We start from the raw sequence: 16,993 nt of genomic DNA on the forward strand, positions 1-16,993 counted from the left end.
ATGAGAAGGCATAGAGAGAAGATAAATCACCTTAAGCAGGTATCTGGAAAATTTGATTTTATAGAGAAGCCTTTTGTTACAAACTCAATATACTATCAATAAATAATATCATAGAAGCAACAATAATTATAATTTCACCTATTTGCATAATCCTATTTCGAACTCTAAATATATTTTCTATCAAAAATACTTGAAAAAGACACATTATAGGAATTAAATTTTTTGAAATTGAAAAATATCCAAATAAATAAACTATAAACAACAAAAATAGAAACTTGTTATATTTCTTATTCATGACATTCCCCTCTTTATTTTTTGATTACCAATCTTAATCATTTACAACCACATTATAACAAACTACGAAATCCTTGTTAACAAATATTGCCATTTTTTAAAATTTTTTGTGATTCTTACTTCGATATTGATTTTAGATGACTTTTCGTCTATACTTAGGTGTGAACACAACAGTTCTACTTTGTGTACGATAAACTATGAGCCTTTTGTGCCATATTTTTCTCCTTTCGCTTTACAATTGGCTTGAACACCTTTATTGTATCGCGTTTGGAGTTTTTTTGGTATAACCTTCGATGCATACCCGCATAGCGGGTGTTTTTTTGTCTCGCACCTAACGGAGCGAGACGGACTGAAAGTCACATAATTAAAAAAGTTGGAGCTCAGTACTCCAACAATTACTATTAAAATGTTTGGCGTTTTGCTTTACGCTCTGCACGACCACGAGCGCGATTTTCGGCACGCTTGGTTTTGCGGCGCTTTTCATCAACCGCCCATTGAATTTTCTTCTTATAACCCGGTTTGACTTTTTTCTTTTTCTTTTTGACCAAGCCAATCATTTCGATATCAAGTTTATCTTGTTTTTTCTCACGGTTAGCACGACGATCACGGTCATAAGTATCTTGAAATTCCCCGTCTTTGACCATCTTAGGAGTAAACTTGATTCCCAATTTCTCCAATTCACGAATATCCGAATCATCGCTTGGTTGGTAAAGGGTAATAGCTGTACCTGGTAGGCCGTTTCGTCCAGTTCGACCAACACGGTGCACAAAGAAAGATAAGTCTTGCGGAATGGCATCATTGATGACATGACTGACACCTTCAATGTCAATTCCACGCGCCGCCAAGTCTGTTGCGACAATGTACTCAAAATCCAGATTTTTCACCTGATTCATGATTCGCTTACGTTCACGAGGGGCAATATCTCCATGGATTTTTGCCACCTTCAAGCCTTGAGCAGTCAAGTAGGCATGTAACTCATCAGCACGCGTTTTGGTGTTAACAAAAATCATTGCCAAATATGGTTGCATCAACTGAGTTAACTGGTAAATTTGAGCATTCTTGTCACGTCCCTTAGTAGAAATCAACCAATTATCAATGGTATCAGAAATGACCGTTTTGGTCTTGATTTTCTCCATGACAGGATTTGACAAGTATTTTTTCAAGAATGGTTGCAACTTTTGTGGAATAGTCGCTGAGAAGACCATGAATTGCAGGTCTTTTGGAAGGCTGCCAGCAATCTTATCAACAGTTTCCAAGAATCCCATATCCAAGGTCATATCTGTCTCATCGACCACAAAGGTCTTGGCCTTGTGAATAGCTAGGTCACCAGACTTAACCAAGTCGTAGATACGGCCTGGTGTTCCAATAACAATATGAGGCTGATTGCTTGCCAATTTCTCAATCTGGCGAGCCTTATCCGTACCACCCACATAATTAACCACACGAACTTCCACTTCTGAGTGGGTAGCAATCTGACGGGCTGCTTGGTAAATTTGAGTAGCCAACTCACGACTCGGTGCAGTAATCACGGCTTGTACACTATCGCTAGCTTCATCTAATTGCTGGAAAATCGGTAACAAGAAAGTGTGAGTCTTACCTGAACCTGTTTTTGATTCTCCAACCAAATCTCGGCCTGCCAAGACAATGGGAATCAACTTATCTTGTACCTCTGTTGGAGTTGTAAATTTCAACTCCTGCAAGGCTTCACTAATATATTTTTTAAATTGAAATTTCGTAAATGACATAATATCCTCGATTCTATCTATCTTACCAATTATACCATATTTTATTCCATTTCAGTATCCTCACTTATTTATACTCAATGAAAATCAAAGAGCAAACTAGGAAGCTAGCCGCAGGTTGCTCAAAACACTGTTTTGAGGTTGCAGATAGAACTGACGAAGTCAGTAACATCTATACGGCAAGGTGAAGTTGACGTGGTTTGAATTTGATTTTCGAAGAGTATTAGTCTATTTCCAGTAGCTTTTCTAATCAGAAAAAGGCTGGAACTTCATGATTCCAACCTCTTTTCAATCTTTATTTCCAGTTTAAAGTAGCATTCAAGCCATAGTGATCACTCACTTGTGGACTCTTGTTACCATCAAATACGACATGTAAATTTTCCACCGCTAACTCTTTGGTAGTAAAGACATAATCGATTCGAAGGGGTTCAGTATTTCCTTTCCAGCCATCAATTTCTGGTGGAACGGTATAGCTACCGCTTTTCTCTTGAGCAACTTCAAATGCGTCTTGTAAGCCCAATAGACTAGCTAAAATAGCTTGGTAGCCTTCCTGACCTGCTGGATTGTTGAAATCTCCAGCTAGCAAAAGCGGCTTGTTCAATTCTTTCAAGACAGCCTCAAATCGTGCCCATTCTTCTTGGAAACCTTTATCCCACCAAGAAAGGTGGACACTTGCAACTGCAAGTTCCTTACCATCAACTACAGTTTCAGCCAAGGCAACACGACGAGTATGATAGTCTGTTGGATCATCCACATCTGAAACCAAAATTTCTCTGGCTTCAATAGGTGTTTTAGACAAGATAGCCACACCTTCGTGGTAGCGATCATAACCGATATGGTTATAGGCCCAAGTCCAGTAGTAATTTTTCTCTTGCTCAGACAACTTTTCAACCAAGAGTCTAACATAGTGATCTTGGTGAATAGGCTCAGCTGCTGGCAAAGCTTGATAAAGGTCATTAACCTCCACCTCTGGCGAAGTGATCTCCTGATTGATTTCTTGGAAACAAATCAAATCATAGTCCTTTTCAAGAATATCCTCAAGCAAAATCTGGAATTTTTCCTCAGCTTCTTTTTCCATCCAACTGTGAGTATTGAGTGTTAAAAATTTCATTCTTTTCTCCCAAAATAAGAGGTTGGAATACAGCTTCCAACCTCAAGTATATTACAATTCTACTTTAGCAACTGCTGTTTTAGCTGCAAGAGAACCTGTTTTTTCTAATTTAACTGATTTAATCGCATCACCATTTGTGAAGACAACTACTGTTGAAGTTTCACGTCCTGCTGCACGGATAGCATCCAAGTCAGCTGTGACAAGGAGATCTCCTGCTGCAACTTTTTGTCCTTCAGCAACATGAACTGTAAATGGTTTTCCTTCAAGACTTACTGTGTCCAAACCAATGTGAACAAGTACTTCAAGACCTGCTTCAGTCACAAGACCAAGAGCATGTTTTGTAGGGAAGATGCTTGATACAGTACCTGAAACTGGAGATACAATGTTTCCATTTGCAGGTTCTACAGCAAATCCATCACCCATCATTTTTTGAGCAAATACTGGATCTTTCACTTGTTCCAAAGCAACAACTTGACCATCGGCTACTGAGTATACTTCCTCAGTAAGACCTTTATAGTGAACTGTATTTTGTTGTGCTTCTGTCATTTGACTTGGAAGAGTTTCAGGAATGATTTCACCTGAATCAAGGATATCTTGGATATCAGATTTCAATACGTCTGCTTTTGGACCGTAGATAGCTTGAACTCCTTGTCCTTTCATGACAAGACCCATAGCTCCTTCTGCTTTCCATTGTTCTGCATCACCGACTTTGTCAGCGTCTTTTACAGTTACACGAAGACGAGTCATACATGCGTCTACATCAACGATGTTTGCACGTCCACCAAGAAGGTTGATAATGTTTACAGCTTGAGAACCAGCTGCAACTTTCACTTCGCTGCTAGCTTCTTCTGAACCTTCAGCAGTTTCATAGTTTCCGTTACGTCCTGGAGTTGCGTAGTTGAATTTTTGAATCATGAAGTTTGCGATAAAGTACATGATTACGGCAAAGAGAACAGTTACCCAGATAAAGTTAACGATATCCATACCAATACCAGCATTAATTGCTAGTGGTGTACGAGTCAAGAATTCAATTGAACCGAATGAGTGGACACGTAGGTTTACTACGTCAGCCATAGCGAAGGCAGCACCTTGAACAAGTGAGTAAACAAGATACATAGGTGTTGCTACAAACATGAACATGTATTCGATTGGTTCAGTAACCCCTGTCAAGAATGTTGCAAGAGCTGTCGCAATCATCATACCTTTATATTGATGTTTCTTATCAGCATCGACATTACGGTAGATAGCAACGATCATACCCATCAAGATACCGAATGAACCGATCATTTGTCCAACTTTGAAACGAGCTGGGTGAACAGTATCTAACAATTGTTGGTAGTGACTTGCATCTGTACCTTTAAGGTTAACAAGGTCTGTTACCCATGCAAGCCATAGTGGGTCTTGACCAAATACTTGAGTACCTTTAGCTGCACCAGTTAAAATGTCATAAGTACCACCAAGAGCTGTGTAGTTCATTGGGATAGTCAACATATGGTGAAGACCAAATGGCAAGAGCAAACGTTCCAAAGTACCATACAAGAATGGTGCAAGGATTGGAGCAGTTTCTTGTGAGTTGGCAATCCAGATACCAAAGCTATTGATACCTGTTTGAACTACTGGCCAGAAGGCAGCAAGTAGAATTGCAGCGATTGCTGAACGAAGAATAACTACAAATGGTACGAAACGTTTCCCGTTGAAGAATGAAAGTGCATCAGGAAGTTTACGGAAGTTGTAGTATTTATTGTAAGCAGTTGCCCCTACAAAACCTGAGATAATCCCTACAAACACACCCATGTTCAATGCTGGAGCTTCAAGAACACTAATGAAGTAATCAGCAACTTTGATTGAACCACCAAAGAGAGTTGTGACCATAGCATCTGGATTTTTCAACATATCTCCTGATACACCAAAGATTGTACCAGTGATACGGTTAATCAAGATGAAGGCAAGACCAGCGGCGAAAGCACCACCAGCACGTTCTTTAGCCCAGCTTCCTCCAATTGCTAGGGCAAACAAAATGTGAAGGTTACCGATAACCCCCCAACCAATTTGCTCAAGAATTCCACCTGTAACTACAAGTGGTGCAAAAGTTGGGTTAATCATTACGATAGACTTACCGATTGAAATCATCAAACCAGCAGCCGGCATAACCGCGATAACCACCATCAAAGCCTTACCGAATTTTTGCCAAAACTCGAAAGACAAGACATTTTTGAATGTATCTTTCATCATTCAAATCTCCTTTATTTTTATTTAGGCAAACGTTTTACGAAAACGTTTGCACCTTTTATGATTTAATTATACCACTTTAATTTTTTTTGTAAAGGCTTTTACAAAAAAAATTACACTTTTTTCTAAAATTTTTGTAGCAAAAAAGGAGATCATTTAATCTCCTCATAAAAGTAGCTAGTTTACCTAAATCTTCAAGAATCGGCGCATGGAAATTCCTGATCCCAGTGAACCGATGAAAATTCCAATCACAAATAATAGGGCAATCATCAGAGGAGTAAATACCTCTGGAGCGATCATAGACAGATTTTGTCCGACCAACGACTTATTGACAGATTGGTAAACCATTCGATAAACAATAAAGACCAACACTGATGGCGCAGTTGCTCCAAGCAAACCAATGAAGGCACCTTCAAGTAAGAACGGTCCACGGATATAACTGTTCTTAGCACCAACCAAGCGCATGATTTGAATTTCACGACTGCGGGAAATAATGGTGATACGAATGGTATTTGAAATCAAGAAAACTGCAATGAAAATCAAAAGTCCTGCAATAACTAATCCCCAAACACGGATAAATGATGCTAGTTGGAATAGGCGTTCTGTATTGGCACCACCATCCTGAACCTCAGACACACCTTCAATTTTTTTAGCATCCTCGGCTACAGTTTTTACATCACTTGGCGTATTTGTATCAACGATATAGGCATCATAGAGTGGGTTGGCATCTCCTTCAAAAATTTTCCAGTTATCACCCATTGTCTCGGTTAATTTTTCATATTGTTCTTCTTTACTTGAAAAAGTAACACTCTTAACAGTAGACATCCCCTTCAAAGCATTGTATACCTTGTGGTAGTCATTATTTGTAACAGTTTGACCTTCTTTTTCAATGGTCTCGCTATTATCAGCTACATCCTTGCGAATATAAACCATCACTCGAACATTATTTTCAATATCTGTAGCTAGTTTCGCTGTATTGAAAATAACAGAAGCAAATATGGCAACCAAGGTCAAAGTAATCATGACTGAGCTGACAGCAGCCACTGTCATCCAACCATTTCGTTTCAAACTTTTTAGTGATTCAAATAAATGGCGAAAAAATCTACTAATCATCGTATCCATACTCTCCTTTTGATTCGTCACGAACGACACGGCCATTTTCAATGGCAATGACACGGTGGCGCAAGGTATTTACAATCTGGCTATTATGAGTCGCCATCAAAATAGTTGTCCCTTGTAGGTTAATCCGTTCCAAGAGATTCATAATTTCCCATGAATTATCCGGGTCTAGGTTTCCTGTTGGTTCATCGGCTATCAATACTTTGGGATTATTTACAATAGCACGTGCAATCGCAATCCGCTGTTGCTCTCCACCTGAGAGCTCATTTGGGAAAGAACGAACCTTGTGCTTCAACCCAACCAAGTCTAAAACTTCCATCACACGTTTTTTGATATTACGGCGATTTTCCCCGATTACTTCCATAGCGTAAGCAATATTTTCATAGACCGTTTTCTTTGGCAAGAGTTTATAGTCTTGGAAGACAACCCCAACACTACGACGTAGAAGCGGGACGTCTTTCTTTTTGATCTTAACCAGATTAAAACCAGCAACTGATAGGCTTCCTTTATCGATTTTTACTTCACGATATAGAGAACGAATGAAGGTTGACTTCCCTGCTCCTGAGGGTCCTACGATGTAAGCAAATTCCCCTGGTTGAACACTGACCGAAACACCGCGTAGAGCAGTCGTTCCGTTGTCGTATTTTTTGACGACATCTCTCATTTCAATGATTGACATGTGACTTCCTTTCTATCTTAGCTAATTCGCCACTTGAGATAGGCATCGATAAAACCATCTAGGTCCCCATCCATAACCTTATCTACCTGAGCAACCTCAAAGCTAGTTCGGTGATCTTTTACCATAGTATAAGGTGTGAAGACATAAGAACGGATTTGGCTTCCCCATGTGATTTCCTTTTTCTCACCTTTGAGGGAATCAACTTCCGCAGCTTTCTTTTCTTGCTCCATTTGATAGAGCTTAGCCTGCAACATCTTCATGGCACGATCTCTATTTCCATACTGGGTACGATCCACTGTTGATTGGACAACAATTCCAGTTGGAATGTGGGTCAAACGCACACCTGTTGAAACCTTATTGACGTTTTGTCCACCGGCACCACCTGAACGGAAGGTATCCATCTTGATATCATCTTCCCGGATTTCCACCTCAATTGTATCATCCAACTCCGGCATCACTTCTACAGATGTGAAAGAGGTATGGCGACGTTTGGCAGAGTCAAATGGCGAGATACGGACCAAACGGTGAACTCCCATTTCTGACTTGAGAAGGCCATAGGCATTAGGCCCTTCAAATGATAAGGTTACTGACTTGATACCAGCTTCATCTCCTGCTTGGTAATCCAATACTTCCACTTTAAAGCCTTTAGCATTTCCATAGCGAGTGTACATACGAAGTAACATATCACCCCAGTCCTGAGCCTCAGTACCACCCGATCCTGGATGGATTTCCAAGATGGCATTATTATGGTCATAAGGTTCTGACAAGAGCAAGGTCATCTCGTAACTGGTCATCATCTTATCAAGTTCGGATAACTGCGTTACCAATTCTTCATGCACCGACTCATCTTCAGCTAAAAAGTCTAATAAAATTTCGACTTCATCCTGCAACTCTTCCATTTTATGGAAGGTATTGTAGGTATTTTTTAATTCATTCAATTCTTGCGACGTTTTTTGGGCCGCGATATTATCGTTCCAAAAATCAGGTTCTGTCATCTTGTTTTCCAAGATGGCAATCTCTTCCTCTAGACCTTCTAGGTCAAAGAGACCCCCTGAAAGAAGCTAATTTTTCACGATTTGCGTCAATTTTCTGACGAATTACTGAAATGTCCATAAATACTCCTTTTTTACATCATTTCATTATAGCATATTTTATCATTTCTTTCCATCTTTTGCTCTAATCCCTTATTACACGTAAAAAGAAGCCTTCCGGCTTCCCTTCTTACAAGACTTTTGCTGAAGTACGCGTGATTTCTTCTACTTGAATATTCTCTGATTCAAATTTTTCTTTCAAGGCTGGTAAATCAATCGTTCCATCGATTTGAACTTCGATAATCACCTTACCATCTTTACGCGGAATATTTACGGTATGCGAGATATTCAAATTTTCTTCTACAATCAAAGAAACAATCTTTCCGAGGACACCGACTTCATCTTCTGTAACAAAACGCACACGAATACCTTCTTCTCCATAGCCAGCAATTTCAAGAAAGGCTTGGAAAACGTCACGGTCCGTAATAACTCCGTATACTTGATGATTATCTACGACAGGAAGAATACCAATCTTGTTTTTCAACATCAAATAAGTTGCATCCTCTAGACTCGCATAGCCTGAAACAGTGACAACATCGCGAATCATGACATCTTTTACTTTTGTCTTATTCAGAAGATAATTCATCTCATAGATAGAAAGACTTGTTGCTTTGGATGGACTGGCTTGGGCAATGGTGCCCTCAGTCACCAAACCAACCAATTGATCGTTTTCGATAACAGGCAAGCGGTGCAACCCTTGCTCTCTCATTAAATCTGCTGCATGAGATACTGTTGTATCTGGACTAATATAAACTACCTTGCGGGTCATAAAATCTTTAACTGCCATGAGACTTCTCCTTTTCTATTCTTATCCCTATTATACAATCTTTTTGCAAATCTATCAAACGCTTACATTTCTTTTTCAAAATTCAGAAAAGTATGAATAAGCTAGCAAAAAGAGCTCTAAAATCGAGCTCCCTGAATGAAGGGTAGATACGCTTCATTCGATTTTATTTCAATTATCAGAAGCTAACCTTCCAGTGCAGATGAGAATTGCTTCGCAATCTTCATCTGCCGACTAAAAAGGTCCCCCGGACTATAATGATGATTACTTCGTAATCTTTATCTGCCGACTAAAACAATCCACTGGATTGTTTTAGCCACCCAGATATGCTTTTCTGACTTCTTCTGATGAGGCGAGTTCTTTTCCTGTTCCTGATAGGACGATTTTTCCTGTTTCCAATACATAGCCTCGGTCAGAGATTGCGAGTGCTTTATTGGCATTTTGTTCAATCAAAAGGACAGTTGTTCCTTGCTTCTGAATATCTTGAATGATATCAAAGATCTCTTGGATAAAGATTGGGGCGAGTCCCATTGATGGTTCATCTAAAAGAAGAAGCTTTGGCGTTGACATAAGAGCGCGTCCCATGGCAAGCATTTGCTGTTCTCCCCCTGAAAGAGTAGCTGCATCTTGGTTCTTCCGTTCTTCAAGACGAGGAAAGCGTGAGAAAACTTTCTTCAAATTAGCTTGATTTTCTTCACGATTTTTCTTTAAGAAAGCTCCCATTTCTAGATTTTCCATAACAGTCAAGCCAGGGAAGACGTGGCGTCCTTCTGGAACTTGCGAAAGACCACCTGCCACGATTTTCTGAGCCGGCATTTTTTGGATTTCTTGACCTAAAAATTCAATCTTTCCTGAACTCGGTCTAACCAAACCAGACAAGGTACGGAGAATGGTTGTCTTACCTGCACCATTGGCACCGATAAGGGAAACTACCTCTCCTTCATTCACTTCAAAGCTTACATCACGGACTGCTTGGATCATACCGTAATGCACAGAAAGATTATCAACTTTTAACATAGACATTAGGCTTCACCTCCTAGATAAGCTTCGATAACGCGTTTATTGGTCTTAATTTCGTCTGGGGTTCCCTGAGCAATCAAACGACCGTATTCAAGTACATAGATACGTTCTGTTACTTCCATGACCAGATTCATATCGTGTTCAATCAGCATGATCGTAATCTTAAATTCATCTTTGATACGACGAATTAACTCAGTTAATTCTGCTGTTTCCTGCGGGTTCATACCTGCTGCTGGTTCATCTAAAAAGAGAATTTTAGGTTCCGTAGCGAGGGCACGAACAATTTCCAAACGACGTTGTTGTCCGTAGGCAAGATTTTTAGCAAGAGTTTCTGCATCACCATCCAAATCAAAGATTTTCAGCAATTCCAAGGCTTTAGCCTTTAATTCTTTTTCACTCTTGTAAAAAGCTGGTAAGCGCAAAAAACTAGCAAAAACATGTTGTTTGTGATGGTTGCCAAAAGCAATCAAAACATTGTCCAAAACTGTTAAATCTTTAAAGAGACGGATATTTTGGAATGTACGTCCAAGTCCCAAAGAAGCAATCTTATAAGGTGACTTTCCATTCAAAAGGTGACCATCTAGGGTTACTGTTCCCTCGCTTGGTTCATAAACACCCGTCAAGAGGTTGAAAAGAGTGGTTTTCCCAGCTCCGTTTGGACCGATTAGTCCAACCAATTCCCCTTCGTTCAATTCAAGAGTCACATCTCCAACAGCTGTTAGACCGCCAAAATGTTTGGTTAACTGTTTTACTTCAAGTAATGCCATTAGTTTTGTTCCTCCTTCTTAGATTTTTTAAAGAAACGTGATAGGCTCAATTCCCATGTTCCAAGGAGTCCACCTGGTCTGAAAATCATTACCAATACCAAGGCCAAAGCGTAAATAATCATACGCACGCTGGCAACATCTTGGAGAAGCATATTCAAAATTCCAAGAACAATAGCTGAAACGATGGCACCTGTAATGGAACCAAGTCCACCAAAGACAACAATAATCAATACGTTGATTGAGTTAATGAATGTGTAATCTTTCGGTACAACAGACCCGATAAATCCTGCCTGAAGTGACCCCGCAATACTTGCAGTAATAGCACCAAAGACAAAGGCGATGATTTTAATTTTAGTCGTATTAACCCCAACTGACTCAGCAGCGATTTCATCTTCACGAACGGAGAGGGTTGAACGACCAATTGGACTACGCAAGAAGTTCAAGGTTGCAATGGTTGTAATCACGACAAAGAAGTATACCATTTGCCAAGTTGTAAAGTTAGGAATTCCCAAGATACCTGCCGCACCATTTGTAAGGCTTCCGCCATTGATGATAAAGATACGGATAATTTCAGAAACACCTAGAGTCGCTACCGCAAGATAGTCCCCCTTCAAACGCAAGGTTGGAATTCCGACAAGCAAGGCAACTGCTCCTGAAAGCAAAGCACCTATAAGCATGGCTCCAAAGAAGGCACCGTAAGTTGGTGATTTAGAACCAATAATAGCTGCTGCATAGGCACCAATCGCCATAAAACCAGCATGTCCAAGTGAAAATTGTCCTGAAAAACCAACGATTAAGTTAAGGCCAACAGCCAAAATAATATTAATTCCGATTTGTTGTAAAATCTGTACATAGAATAGATTGAGTACTCCGACTGAAACCAGTACACTAATCAAGCCATAGCCAGCTAACAAAAGGAGTAACCACAGAATATTAACTTTTAAATTTTCCTTCATCGTTTACACCTTCTCTTTCACATTTTTACCAAGGATACCAGCTGGGCGGACAATCAAGATCAACAACAAGATTCCATAAACAATGGCATCACGGAAGTCTGACATTCCAAAGGCTGTCGCAAAGGTTTCTAATAGACCAATTACAAAACCACCAAGCGCCGCACCAGGAATGATTCCGATACCACCAAGTACCGCGGCAACGAAAGATTTAAGACCTGGAGTAACCCCCATTAAAGGCTCAAGAGAGTTATAATAAAGGGCAATCAGAACACCAGCCGCACCCGCAAGAGCTGAACCCAAAGCGAAGGTAAAGCTGATAGTACGGTTTACATTAATCCCCATCAATTGCGCCGCATCGCTATCTACGGATACCGCACGCATGGCTTTCCCCATCTTAGTCTTTTGGACAATGACTTGTAACAAAATCATCAAAATCAAGGAAATGGCCAAAATCATTAACTGCACGTTTGTTAGGCTAACTGGTCCCAAATCATAGCGAACTGTTTGAATCGCTTGAGGGAAGGCACGGGTATTGGCACCAACCAGATAGACCATGCCATACTCCAATAGGAAGGAAACCCCAATAGCTGTAATCAAAACAGCAATACGAGTAGAGTGACGTAAAGGTCGGTAAGCAAGGAACTCAATCACGACACCAAGAATGGCCGTCGCTAGCATAGCTACAATAAGCGCTACAAAGAAATTCATTTGGAAAGAATTAATCAAGAAATAACCGATAAAGGCTCCCATCATATAAATATCACCGTGGGCGAAGTTGATGAGCTTGATAATTCCGTAAACCATGGTATATCCTAGGGCTAACAGCGCGTATACACTACCTAGAATCAAACCATTTACTAGTTGTTGGAGCATAAGATTCACTCTTTCTATTTATAATTTGGAGGGTTTTCCCTCACTTTTTGATAGGTTCTTAAACATCGAAACAGGGAGTGAGTCCGAGGCTCATTCCCTATTTCAACATTTTCTATTATGGTTTTACAACTTCTGCTGCTTCAACCTTACCATTGTTCATGGTCATCATGTAAGCAGTTTTGACTGTGTTGTGGTCTGCATCGAAGCTTGTTTGACCAGTTACACCTTCAAAGTCTTTTGTTTTAGCAAGGTTATCCTTGATTTCACCAGAGTTTTTAGCACCTTTTGCTGCGTTTGCTACAAGGTGAACTGAGTCATAAGCCAAGGCTGCAAATGTTGAAGGCTCTTCGTTGTACTTAGCACGGTAAGCATCAAGGAAAGCTTTTGCTTTAGCTGAAACTTCTACAGTAGTTGAGAAGCCTGAGATAAAGTAGATGTTTGATGCTTTTTCAGCAGTTGCTTGTTGTACAAACTCTTCACCATTAAATCCATCACCACCAACGATTGGTTTGTCAATTCCCATACCACGCGCTTGGTTTACAATTTTACCAGCTTCAGTGTAGTAACCAGGAACGATGATAGCATCAAAATCTTTCCCTTTCATTTTTGTAAGGGCTGCTTGGAAGTCTGTGTCACCTGCTACGAAAGTTTCATCTGCAACGATTTCACCCTTGTAAGCTTCACGGAAGGCTTTGGCAATACCTTTAGCATAGTCGCTGGCATTGTCAGTGTAAAGAACTACTTTCTTAGCTTGCAATTTTTCAGAAACATAGTTTGAGATAATTTTTCCTTGGAAGCTATCTTGGAAAGTTCCGATAAAGAGGTAATCTTGACCTTTAGTCAATCCATCTTGAGTCGCACTTGGCGAAATCAATGGAACACCTGCTTTTGTAGCGTTCGCTACCGCAGCTGCAGTCGCACCAGATGTCGCAGGTCCTACGATTGCTGATACTTTAGATTGAGTTACAAGGTTAGTTGTTACTGAAGCCGCCTCAGCTGTTTCAGACTTGTTATCTTTATCAACTACTTCGATTTGTTTTCCATCGATACCACCTGCAGCATTGATTTCATCAACAGCAAGTTGGGCACCTTTTTGTTCAGATGTACCGTAGGCTGCTACGGCACCAGTTTCTTCAAAGTTAAATCCGATTTTGATTGTCTTTTCCTCTACTGAGTTACCAGCAGCGTTTGACGCTCCAGACTTCACTTCTCCACAGGCTGCAAGAAGTGCTACACTTGCAAGCGCCACAAACGATAGGGCAAATTTTTTCTTCATCTTTTTTCGTCTCCTTATTTCTTAAATAAATAGCATGTTAAGAATATACCGAATTATCAGAAAATTGTCAACACTTTTCTTGAACTTTTTCGATGATAACGTTTTCCTATCGATAAAGATTGCCCACAAAGGGTGTTTCCAGCTCTTGGATATGACAAACTCTGACTTTTTTTATAAACTTTTCCTTGCACAAACGCCCGACCAATTGCTCCACTTCTTGAGTTGGAACATAGAGTTGTAAGTAACGATGTTTCTTGGAATGATAGGTAATATCTCCATAATCTTGCAGTTTTTTGGCATCACGATTATAGTAAAGATAGATAATCAAGCCAGATCGATTGACTTTTTCAAACATGATAAATCCTCTTTCTAAGAAATCTCTCCCTATTATACCAAAAAAAGCAAACCCAGTCGAGTTTGCCTTCTTTCATCATTAGTTCAATGAATTGTTGGCCATGATTTCATCAATAAAGCCATATTCAAGTGTTTCTTGGGCACTCATCCAGTTATCGCGTTCTGCATCTGCGTGGACTTTTTCGATTGACTGACCTGAATTTTCAGCCAAGATTTTTTCCAAGGTGTTACGAATTTTAAGCAAGTGTTCTGCAGCGATCGCCATATCGGTTTGTTGAGTACCACCACCTGTACCACCCATTGGTTGGTGGATCATATACTCTGCATTTGGAAGCATAAAACGTTTGCCTTTTGCCCCACTTGATGCAATGACCGTCCCCATAGATGCAGCCATTCCCATAACGATGGTTTGGACATCTGCCTTGATAAAGTTCATGGTATCAACGATTGCCAAACCAGCTGAAACGGAACCACCTGGTGTATTGACATAAAGGTAAATATCCTTTGTACTATTTTGGGCATCCAAGAAAAGCAATTGGGCAATAACTGAGTTGGCCATGTTGTCTTCAACTGGGCCTGTCAGCATAATGATGCGGTCTTTGAGAAGACGTGAGTAAATATCGTAAGAACGTTCTCCACGGCTTGTTTGTTCAATAACTACAGGAATCATTCATTTCTCCTTTTGAGTTTTATTTGTCAAATGACTGAAGATAAGACTATTATAATATCTAGGTCAAAAAAGGTCAAATTTTTGCTCTGTTTTCATTAGACAGAAACAAAAATTCAACCTCCTTTCGTGATTGGAACTTATTTTCCAAGTCAATCTTCTTTTCGATCTTATTTCGTACCGAACAAGCGGTCACCAGCATCTCCAAGACCTGGAACAATATATCCGTGTTCGTTCAAGCGTTCATCCAAGGCTGCTGTAAAGATTTCTACATCTGGATGAGCTTCTTGAAGGGCTTTTACACCTTCTGGTGCTGATACAAGGCAGACAAATTTGATATTTGATGCGCCACGTTTTTTAAGAGAATCAACAGCCAAGATTGCTGAGCCACCTGTTGCCAACATTGGGTCTACTACAAAAATTTGACGTTGGTCAATATCTTCAGGCAATTTCACCAAGTACTCAACTGGTTGAAGCGTTTCTTCATCACGGTACATACCGATGTGACCAACTTTAGCAGCTGGAACCAAGCTCAAGAGACCATCAACCATCCCGATACCTGCACGCAAGATTGGAACGATGGCCAATTTCTTACCTGCCAATTGTTTTTGAACTGTTTTTGTAATTGGTGTTTCGATTTCCACATCTTCTAGTGGAAGATCACGAAGTACTTCATACCCCATCAACATTGCAATCTCATCTACTAGCTCACGGAAAGCTTTGGTAGAAGTATCTGTACGACGCAAGATTGACAATTTGTGTTGAATCAGTGGATGATTAATAACTTCAATTTTTCCCATTTTTGGAATTCCTTCTTTCAATTTATTCTTCTTATTATACCAAAAAACGGTTTAAAAATCTTTCTAAACCATTTATTTTTGATAATTTTTACATTAAATCTGCCTCTTTAAGAGCTGTCTGTACTGTCTCAAGTGGTAAATGAGTCAATTCTGTCCCTTTTTCTTGATAGAGGTATTGGGCGTAGTCATCCATTCGGTACTGGTTAATATAAACCACGCGCTTGCAACCAACCTGCAGCAATTGTTTTGTACAGTTCAGACAAGGAAAATGTGTCACATAGGCTGTAAAGCCTTTAGGAACACCACGTTCTGCACCTTGAAGGATAGCATTGACCTCAGCGTGAAGGGTGCGAACACAGTGTCCTTCAATGACCAGACATTCGTGGTCAATACAATGCTCAGTCCCTGACACCGAACCATTGTAACCAGTGGAAATAACCTTATTGTCCTTTACCAGAATCGCGCCCACTTTGGCACGTTTACAAGTGGAACGATTGGCAATTAGTAGGGCTTGGGCTGCAAAATACTCATCCCATGCTAGTCTTTTTTCAGTCATCTCTTTTCTCCTTTTTCTCTATTTTTTAAAAAATGGTAACCGTAAATCCGCAATCTTTTCAGCAGGTACCTTCATGCCATCCTTGATCCATTTTAGAAGGACAGAGACGATGGCCGAGCTCCAGAAGGAATGAAGATAAGAGCTGACACCTTTTGATTTTCCATGGTATTTTTCTAGAAACTCCTGCATGGCTTGGACAAAGATTTTTTCCAGATGGTAATCTAAGGCCAATTGAATCACTCTGGCTTCCTTTCTTGCTTCTCGGAAAAGGTGAACCCAGACCAGATAAAGGTCTGTCTTTAAATCATAATGATGCAACTGTTCCATAATATTGTGGACAGTTCGTTTAAAGACACTTTCTAAAATCTCCTCTTTGGAATCATAATTGCGATAAAAGGCCGCACGAGAAACGCCTGCACGTTTGACCAATTCAGAAATACTAATCTTGGTCAAGTCCTTTTTTTCCAAGAGTTGCAAGAGGGCCGTTTCGATGGCTTCTCTGGTTAATAAATTGGATTCTTGGTTTGATTTTCTGAGATTTTCAAGAGAGTTTTCAGAGATTCTACGTTCAGACATAACATTTTCTTTCTACTTGTCACAACAGACGGATGAGGCTTTTGTTTCAAGGGCTTTCATGATATAATTGTAAAAAAAGACAGAACCTTTGTCAATGTA

At 40.0% G+C, this 16,993-nt stretch carries 17 protein-coding genes; all 17 read right to left on the reverse strand.

The annotated features are described in order from the left end of the window. Positions 1-695: 695 nt before the first annotated feature. The 17 genes from N8M09_RS02290 to N8M09_RS02370 all read right to left on the reverse strand — a co-directional run bounded on the left by N8M09_RS02290 (position 696) and on the right by N8M09_RS02370 (position 16,894). The gene (locus tag N8M09_RS02290; RefSeq protein ID WP_261063295.1) at positions 696-2,039 is read right to left on the reverse strand and encodes a DEAD/DEAH box helicase; all 1,344 of its coding nucleotides are present in this window, start codon (positions 2,037-2,039) and stop codon (positions 696-698) included. Positions 2,040-2,331: 292 nt separating this feature from the next. Further along, entirely contained in the window at positions 2,332-3,147 is an 816-nt protein-coding gene (locus N8M09_RS02295) for an endonuclease/exonuclease/phosphatase family protein (RefSeq protein ID WP_261063297.1), read from the reverse strand. Between the two features lie 51 nt (positions 3,148-3,198). Then, positions 3,199-5,379: a PTS transporter subunit IIBC gene (locus tag N8M09_RS02300; protein WP_261063299.1), complete on the reverse strand. Its 2,181-nt coding sequence runs from the start codon at positions 5,377-5,379 to the stop codon at positions 3,199-3,201. 183 nt (positions 5,380-5,562) lie between these two features. Beyond that, a complete protein-coding gene (gene ftsX / locus N8M09_RS02305) occupies positions 5,563-6,489 on the reverse strand; it encodes a permease-like cell division protein FtsX (RefSeq protein ID WP_000625550.1) in 927 nt (308 codons plus the stop codon). Further along, positions 6,482-7,174 (reverse strand): cell division ATP-binding protein FtsE, encoded by a 693-nt coding sequence (ftsE, locus tag N8M09_RS02310; RefSeq protein ID WP_000022265.1) that lies wholly within the window; start codon positions 7,172-7,174, stop codon positions 6,482-6,484. The genes ftsX and ftsE overlap by 8 nt, the downstream gene beginning before the upstream one ends. 17 nt (positions 7,175-7,191) lie before the next feature. Further along, positions 7,192-8,287, reverse strand: a protein-coding gene (gene prfB, locus N8M09_RS02315) for a peptide chain release factor 2 (protein WP_138337628.1) whose coding sequence is annotated in 2 segments (ribosomal slippage) — positions 7,192-8,214 and positions 8,216-8,287 — 1,095 coding nt in all. Because the reading frame shifts where the segments join, the coding sequence is not laid out codon by codon here. A 108-nt stretch (positions 8,288-8,395) separates the two neighbouring features. After that, complete coding sequence (locus N8M09_RS02320; protein WP_261063318.1) at positions 8,396-9,052, reverse strand: CBS domain-containing protein; 657 nt, start codon at positions 9,050-9,052, stop codon at positions 8,396-8,398. Positions 9,053-9,361: 309 nt separating this feature from the next. Continuing rightward, the gene (locus N8M09_RS02325; protein WP_000062200.1) at positions 9,362-10,072 is read right to left on the reverse strand and encodes an ABC transporter ATP-binding protein; all 711 of its coding nucleotides are present in this window, start codon (positions 10,070-10,072) and stop codon (positions 9,362-9,364) included. Beyond that, positions 10,072-10,836, reverse strand: a complete 765-nt coding sequence (locus tag N8M09_RS02330) for an ABC transporter ATP-binding protein (RefSeq protein WP_001185997.1) — start codon at positions 10,834-10,836, stop codon at positions 10,072-10,074. The genes N8M09_RS02325 and N8M09_RS02330 overlap by 1 nt, the downstream gene beginning before the upstream one ends. Beyond that, positions 10,836-11,792, reverse strand: a complete 957-nt coding sequence (locus tag N8M09_RS02335) for a branched-chain amino acid ABC transporter permease (protein WP_000662286.1) — start codon at positions 11,790-11,792, stop codon at positions 10,836-10,838. The genes N8M09_RS02330 and N8M09_RS02335 overlap by 1 nt, the downstream gene beginning before the upstream one ends. 3 nt (positions 11,793-11,795) lie before the next feature. Further along, a complete protein-coding gene (locus tag N8M09_RS02340; RefSeq protein ID WP_000941427.1) occupies positions 11,796-12,665 on the reverse strand; it encodes a branched-chain amino acid ABC transporter permease in 870 nt (289 codons plus the stop codon). A gap of 115 nt (positions 12,666-12,780) precedes the next feature. Beyond that, on the reverse strand, positions 12,781-13,941 hold the full coding sequence (locus tag N8M09_RS02345) for an ABC transporter substrate-binding protein (RefSeq protein ID WP_000726119.1): 1,161 nt from the start codon (positions 13,939-13,941) through the stop codon (positions 12,781-12,783). 106 nt (positions 13,942-14,047) lie between these two features. Next, the gene (locus N8M09_RS02350) at positions 14,048-14,296 is read right to left on the reverse strand and encodes a YlbG family protein (protein ID WP_261063320.1); all 249 of its coding nucleotides are present in this window, start codon (positions 14,294-14,296) and stop codon (positions 14,048-14,050) included. 78 nt (positions 14,297-14,374) lie between these two features. Beyond that, positions 14,375-14,965 (reverse strand): ATP-dependent Clp protease proteolytic subunit ClpP, encoded by a 591-nt coding sequence (clpP, locus tag N8M09_RS02355; RefSeq protein WP_261063326.1) that lies wholly within the window; start codon positions 14,963-14,965, stop codon positions 14,375-14,377. A 167-nt stretch (positions 14,966-15,132) separates the two neighbouring features. After that, on the reverse strand, positions 15,133-15,762 hold the full coding sequence (gene upp / locus N8M09_RS02360; protein WP_000515974.1) for a uracil phosphoribosyltransferase: 630 nt from the start codon (positions 15,760-15,762) through the stop codon (positions 15,133-15,135). Between the two features lie 88 nt (positions 15,763-15,850). After that, positions 15,851-16,318 (reverse strand): deoxycytidylate deaminase, encoded by a 468-nt coding sequence (locus N8M09_RS02365; RefSeq protein WP_000136976.1) that lies wholly within the window; start codon positions 16,316-16,318, stop codon positions 15,851-15,853. Positions 16,319-16,336: 18 nt separating this feature from the next. Next, positions 16,337-16,894, reverse strand: coding sequence for a TetR/AcrR family transcriptional regulator (locus N8M09_RS02370; RefSeq protein WP_261063328.1), 558 nt, complete (start codon positions 16,892-16,894; stop codon positions 16,337-16,339). Between the last annotated feature and the right edge of the window lie 99 nt (positions 16,895-16,993).

Origin of the sequence: Streptococcus mitis, from assembly GCF_946190375.1 — a bacterium.
Classification (GTDB): Bacteria; Bacillota; Bacilli; order Lactobacillales; family Streptococcaceae; genus Streptococcus; species Streptococcus mitis_CJ.

Bases quoted from the DNA above. Each gene is read 5' to 3' on its own strand.
- N8M09_RS02365 (WP_000136976.1), bottom strand. From the start codon at position 16,318: ATGACTGAAAAAAGACTAGCATGGGATGAGTATTTTGCAGCCCAAGCC.
- N8M09_RS02370 (WP_261063328.1), bottom strand. From the start codon at position 16,894: ATGTCTGAACGTAGAATCTCTGAAAACTCTCTTGAAAATCTCAGAAAA.
- N8M09_RS02295 (WP_261063297.1), bottom strand. From the start codon at position 3,147: ATGAAATTTTTAACACTCAATACTCACAGTTGGATGGAAAAAGAAGCT.
- N8M09_RS02340 (WP_000941427.1), bottom strand. From the start codon at position 12,665: ATGCTCCAACAACTAGTAAATGGTTTGATTCTAGGTAGTGTATACGCG.
- N8M09_RS02345 (WP_000726119.1), bottom strand. From the start codon at position 13,941: ATGAAGAAAAAATTTGCCCTATCGTTTGTGGCGCTTGCAAGTGTAGCA.
- N8M09_RS02335 (WP_000662286.1), bottom strand. From the start codon at position 11,792: ATGAAGGAAAATTTAAAAGTTAATATTCTGTGGTTACTCCTTTTGTTA.
- N8M09_RS02330 (WP_001185997.1), bottom strand. From the start codon at position 10,836: ATGGCATTACTTGAAGTAAAACAGTTAACCAAACATTTTGGCGGTCTA.
- N8M09_RS02350 (WP_261063320.1), bottom strand. From the start codon at position 14,296: ATGTTTGAAAAAGTCAATCGATCTGGCTTGATTATCTATCTTTACTAT.
- N8M09_RS02290 (WP_261063295.1), bottom strand. From the start codon at position 2,039: ATGTCATTTACGAAATTTCAATTTAAAAAATATATTAGTGAAGCCTTG.
- ftsE (WP_000022265.1), bottom strand. From the start codon at position 7,174: ATGTCAATCATTGAAATGAGAGATGTCGTCAAAAAATACGACAACGGA.
- clpP (WP_261063326.1), bottom strand. From the start codon at position 14,965: ATGATTCCTGTAGTTATTGAACAAACAAGCCGTGGAGAACGTTCTTAC.
- N8M09_RS02325 (WP_000062200.1), bottom strand. From the start codon at position 10,072: ATGTCTATGTTAAAAGTTGATAATCTTTCTGTGCATTACGGTATGATC.
- N8M09_RS02300 (WP_261063299.1), bottom strand. From the start codon at position 5,379: ATGATGAAAGATACATTCAAAAATGTCTTGTCTTTCGAGTTTTGGCAA.
- upp (WP_000515974.1), bottom strand. From the start codon at position 15,762: ATGGGAAAAATTGAAGTTATTAATCATCCACTGATTCAACACAAATTG.
- ftsX (WP_000625550.1), bottom strand. From the start codon at position 6,489: ATGATTAGTAGATTTTTTCGCCATTTATTTGAATCACTAAAAAGTTTG.
- N8M09_RS02320 (WP_261063318.1), bottom strand. From the start codon at position 9,052: ATGGCAGTTAAAGATTTTATGACCCGCAAGGTAGTTTATATTAGTCCA.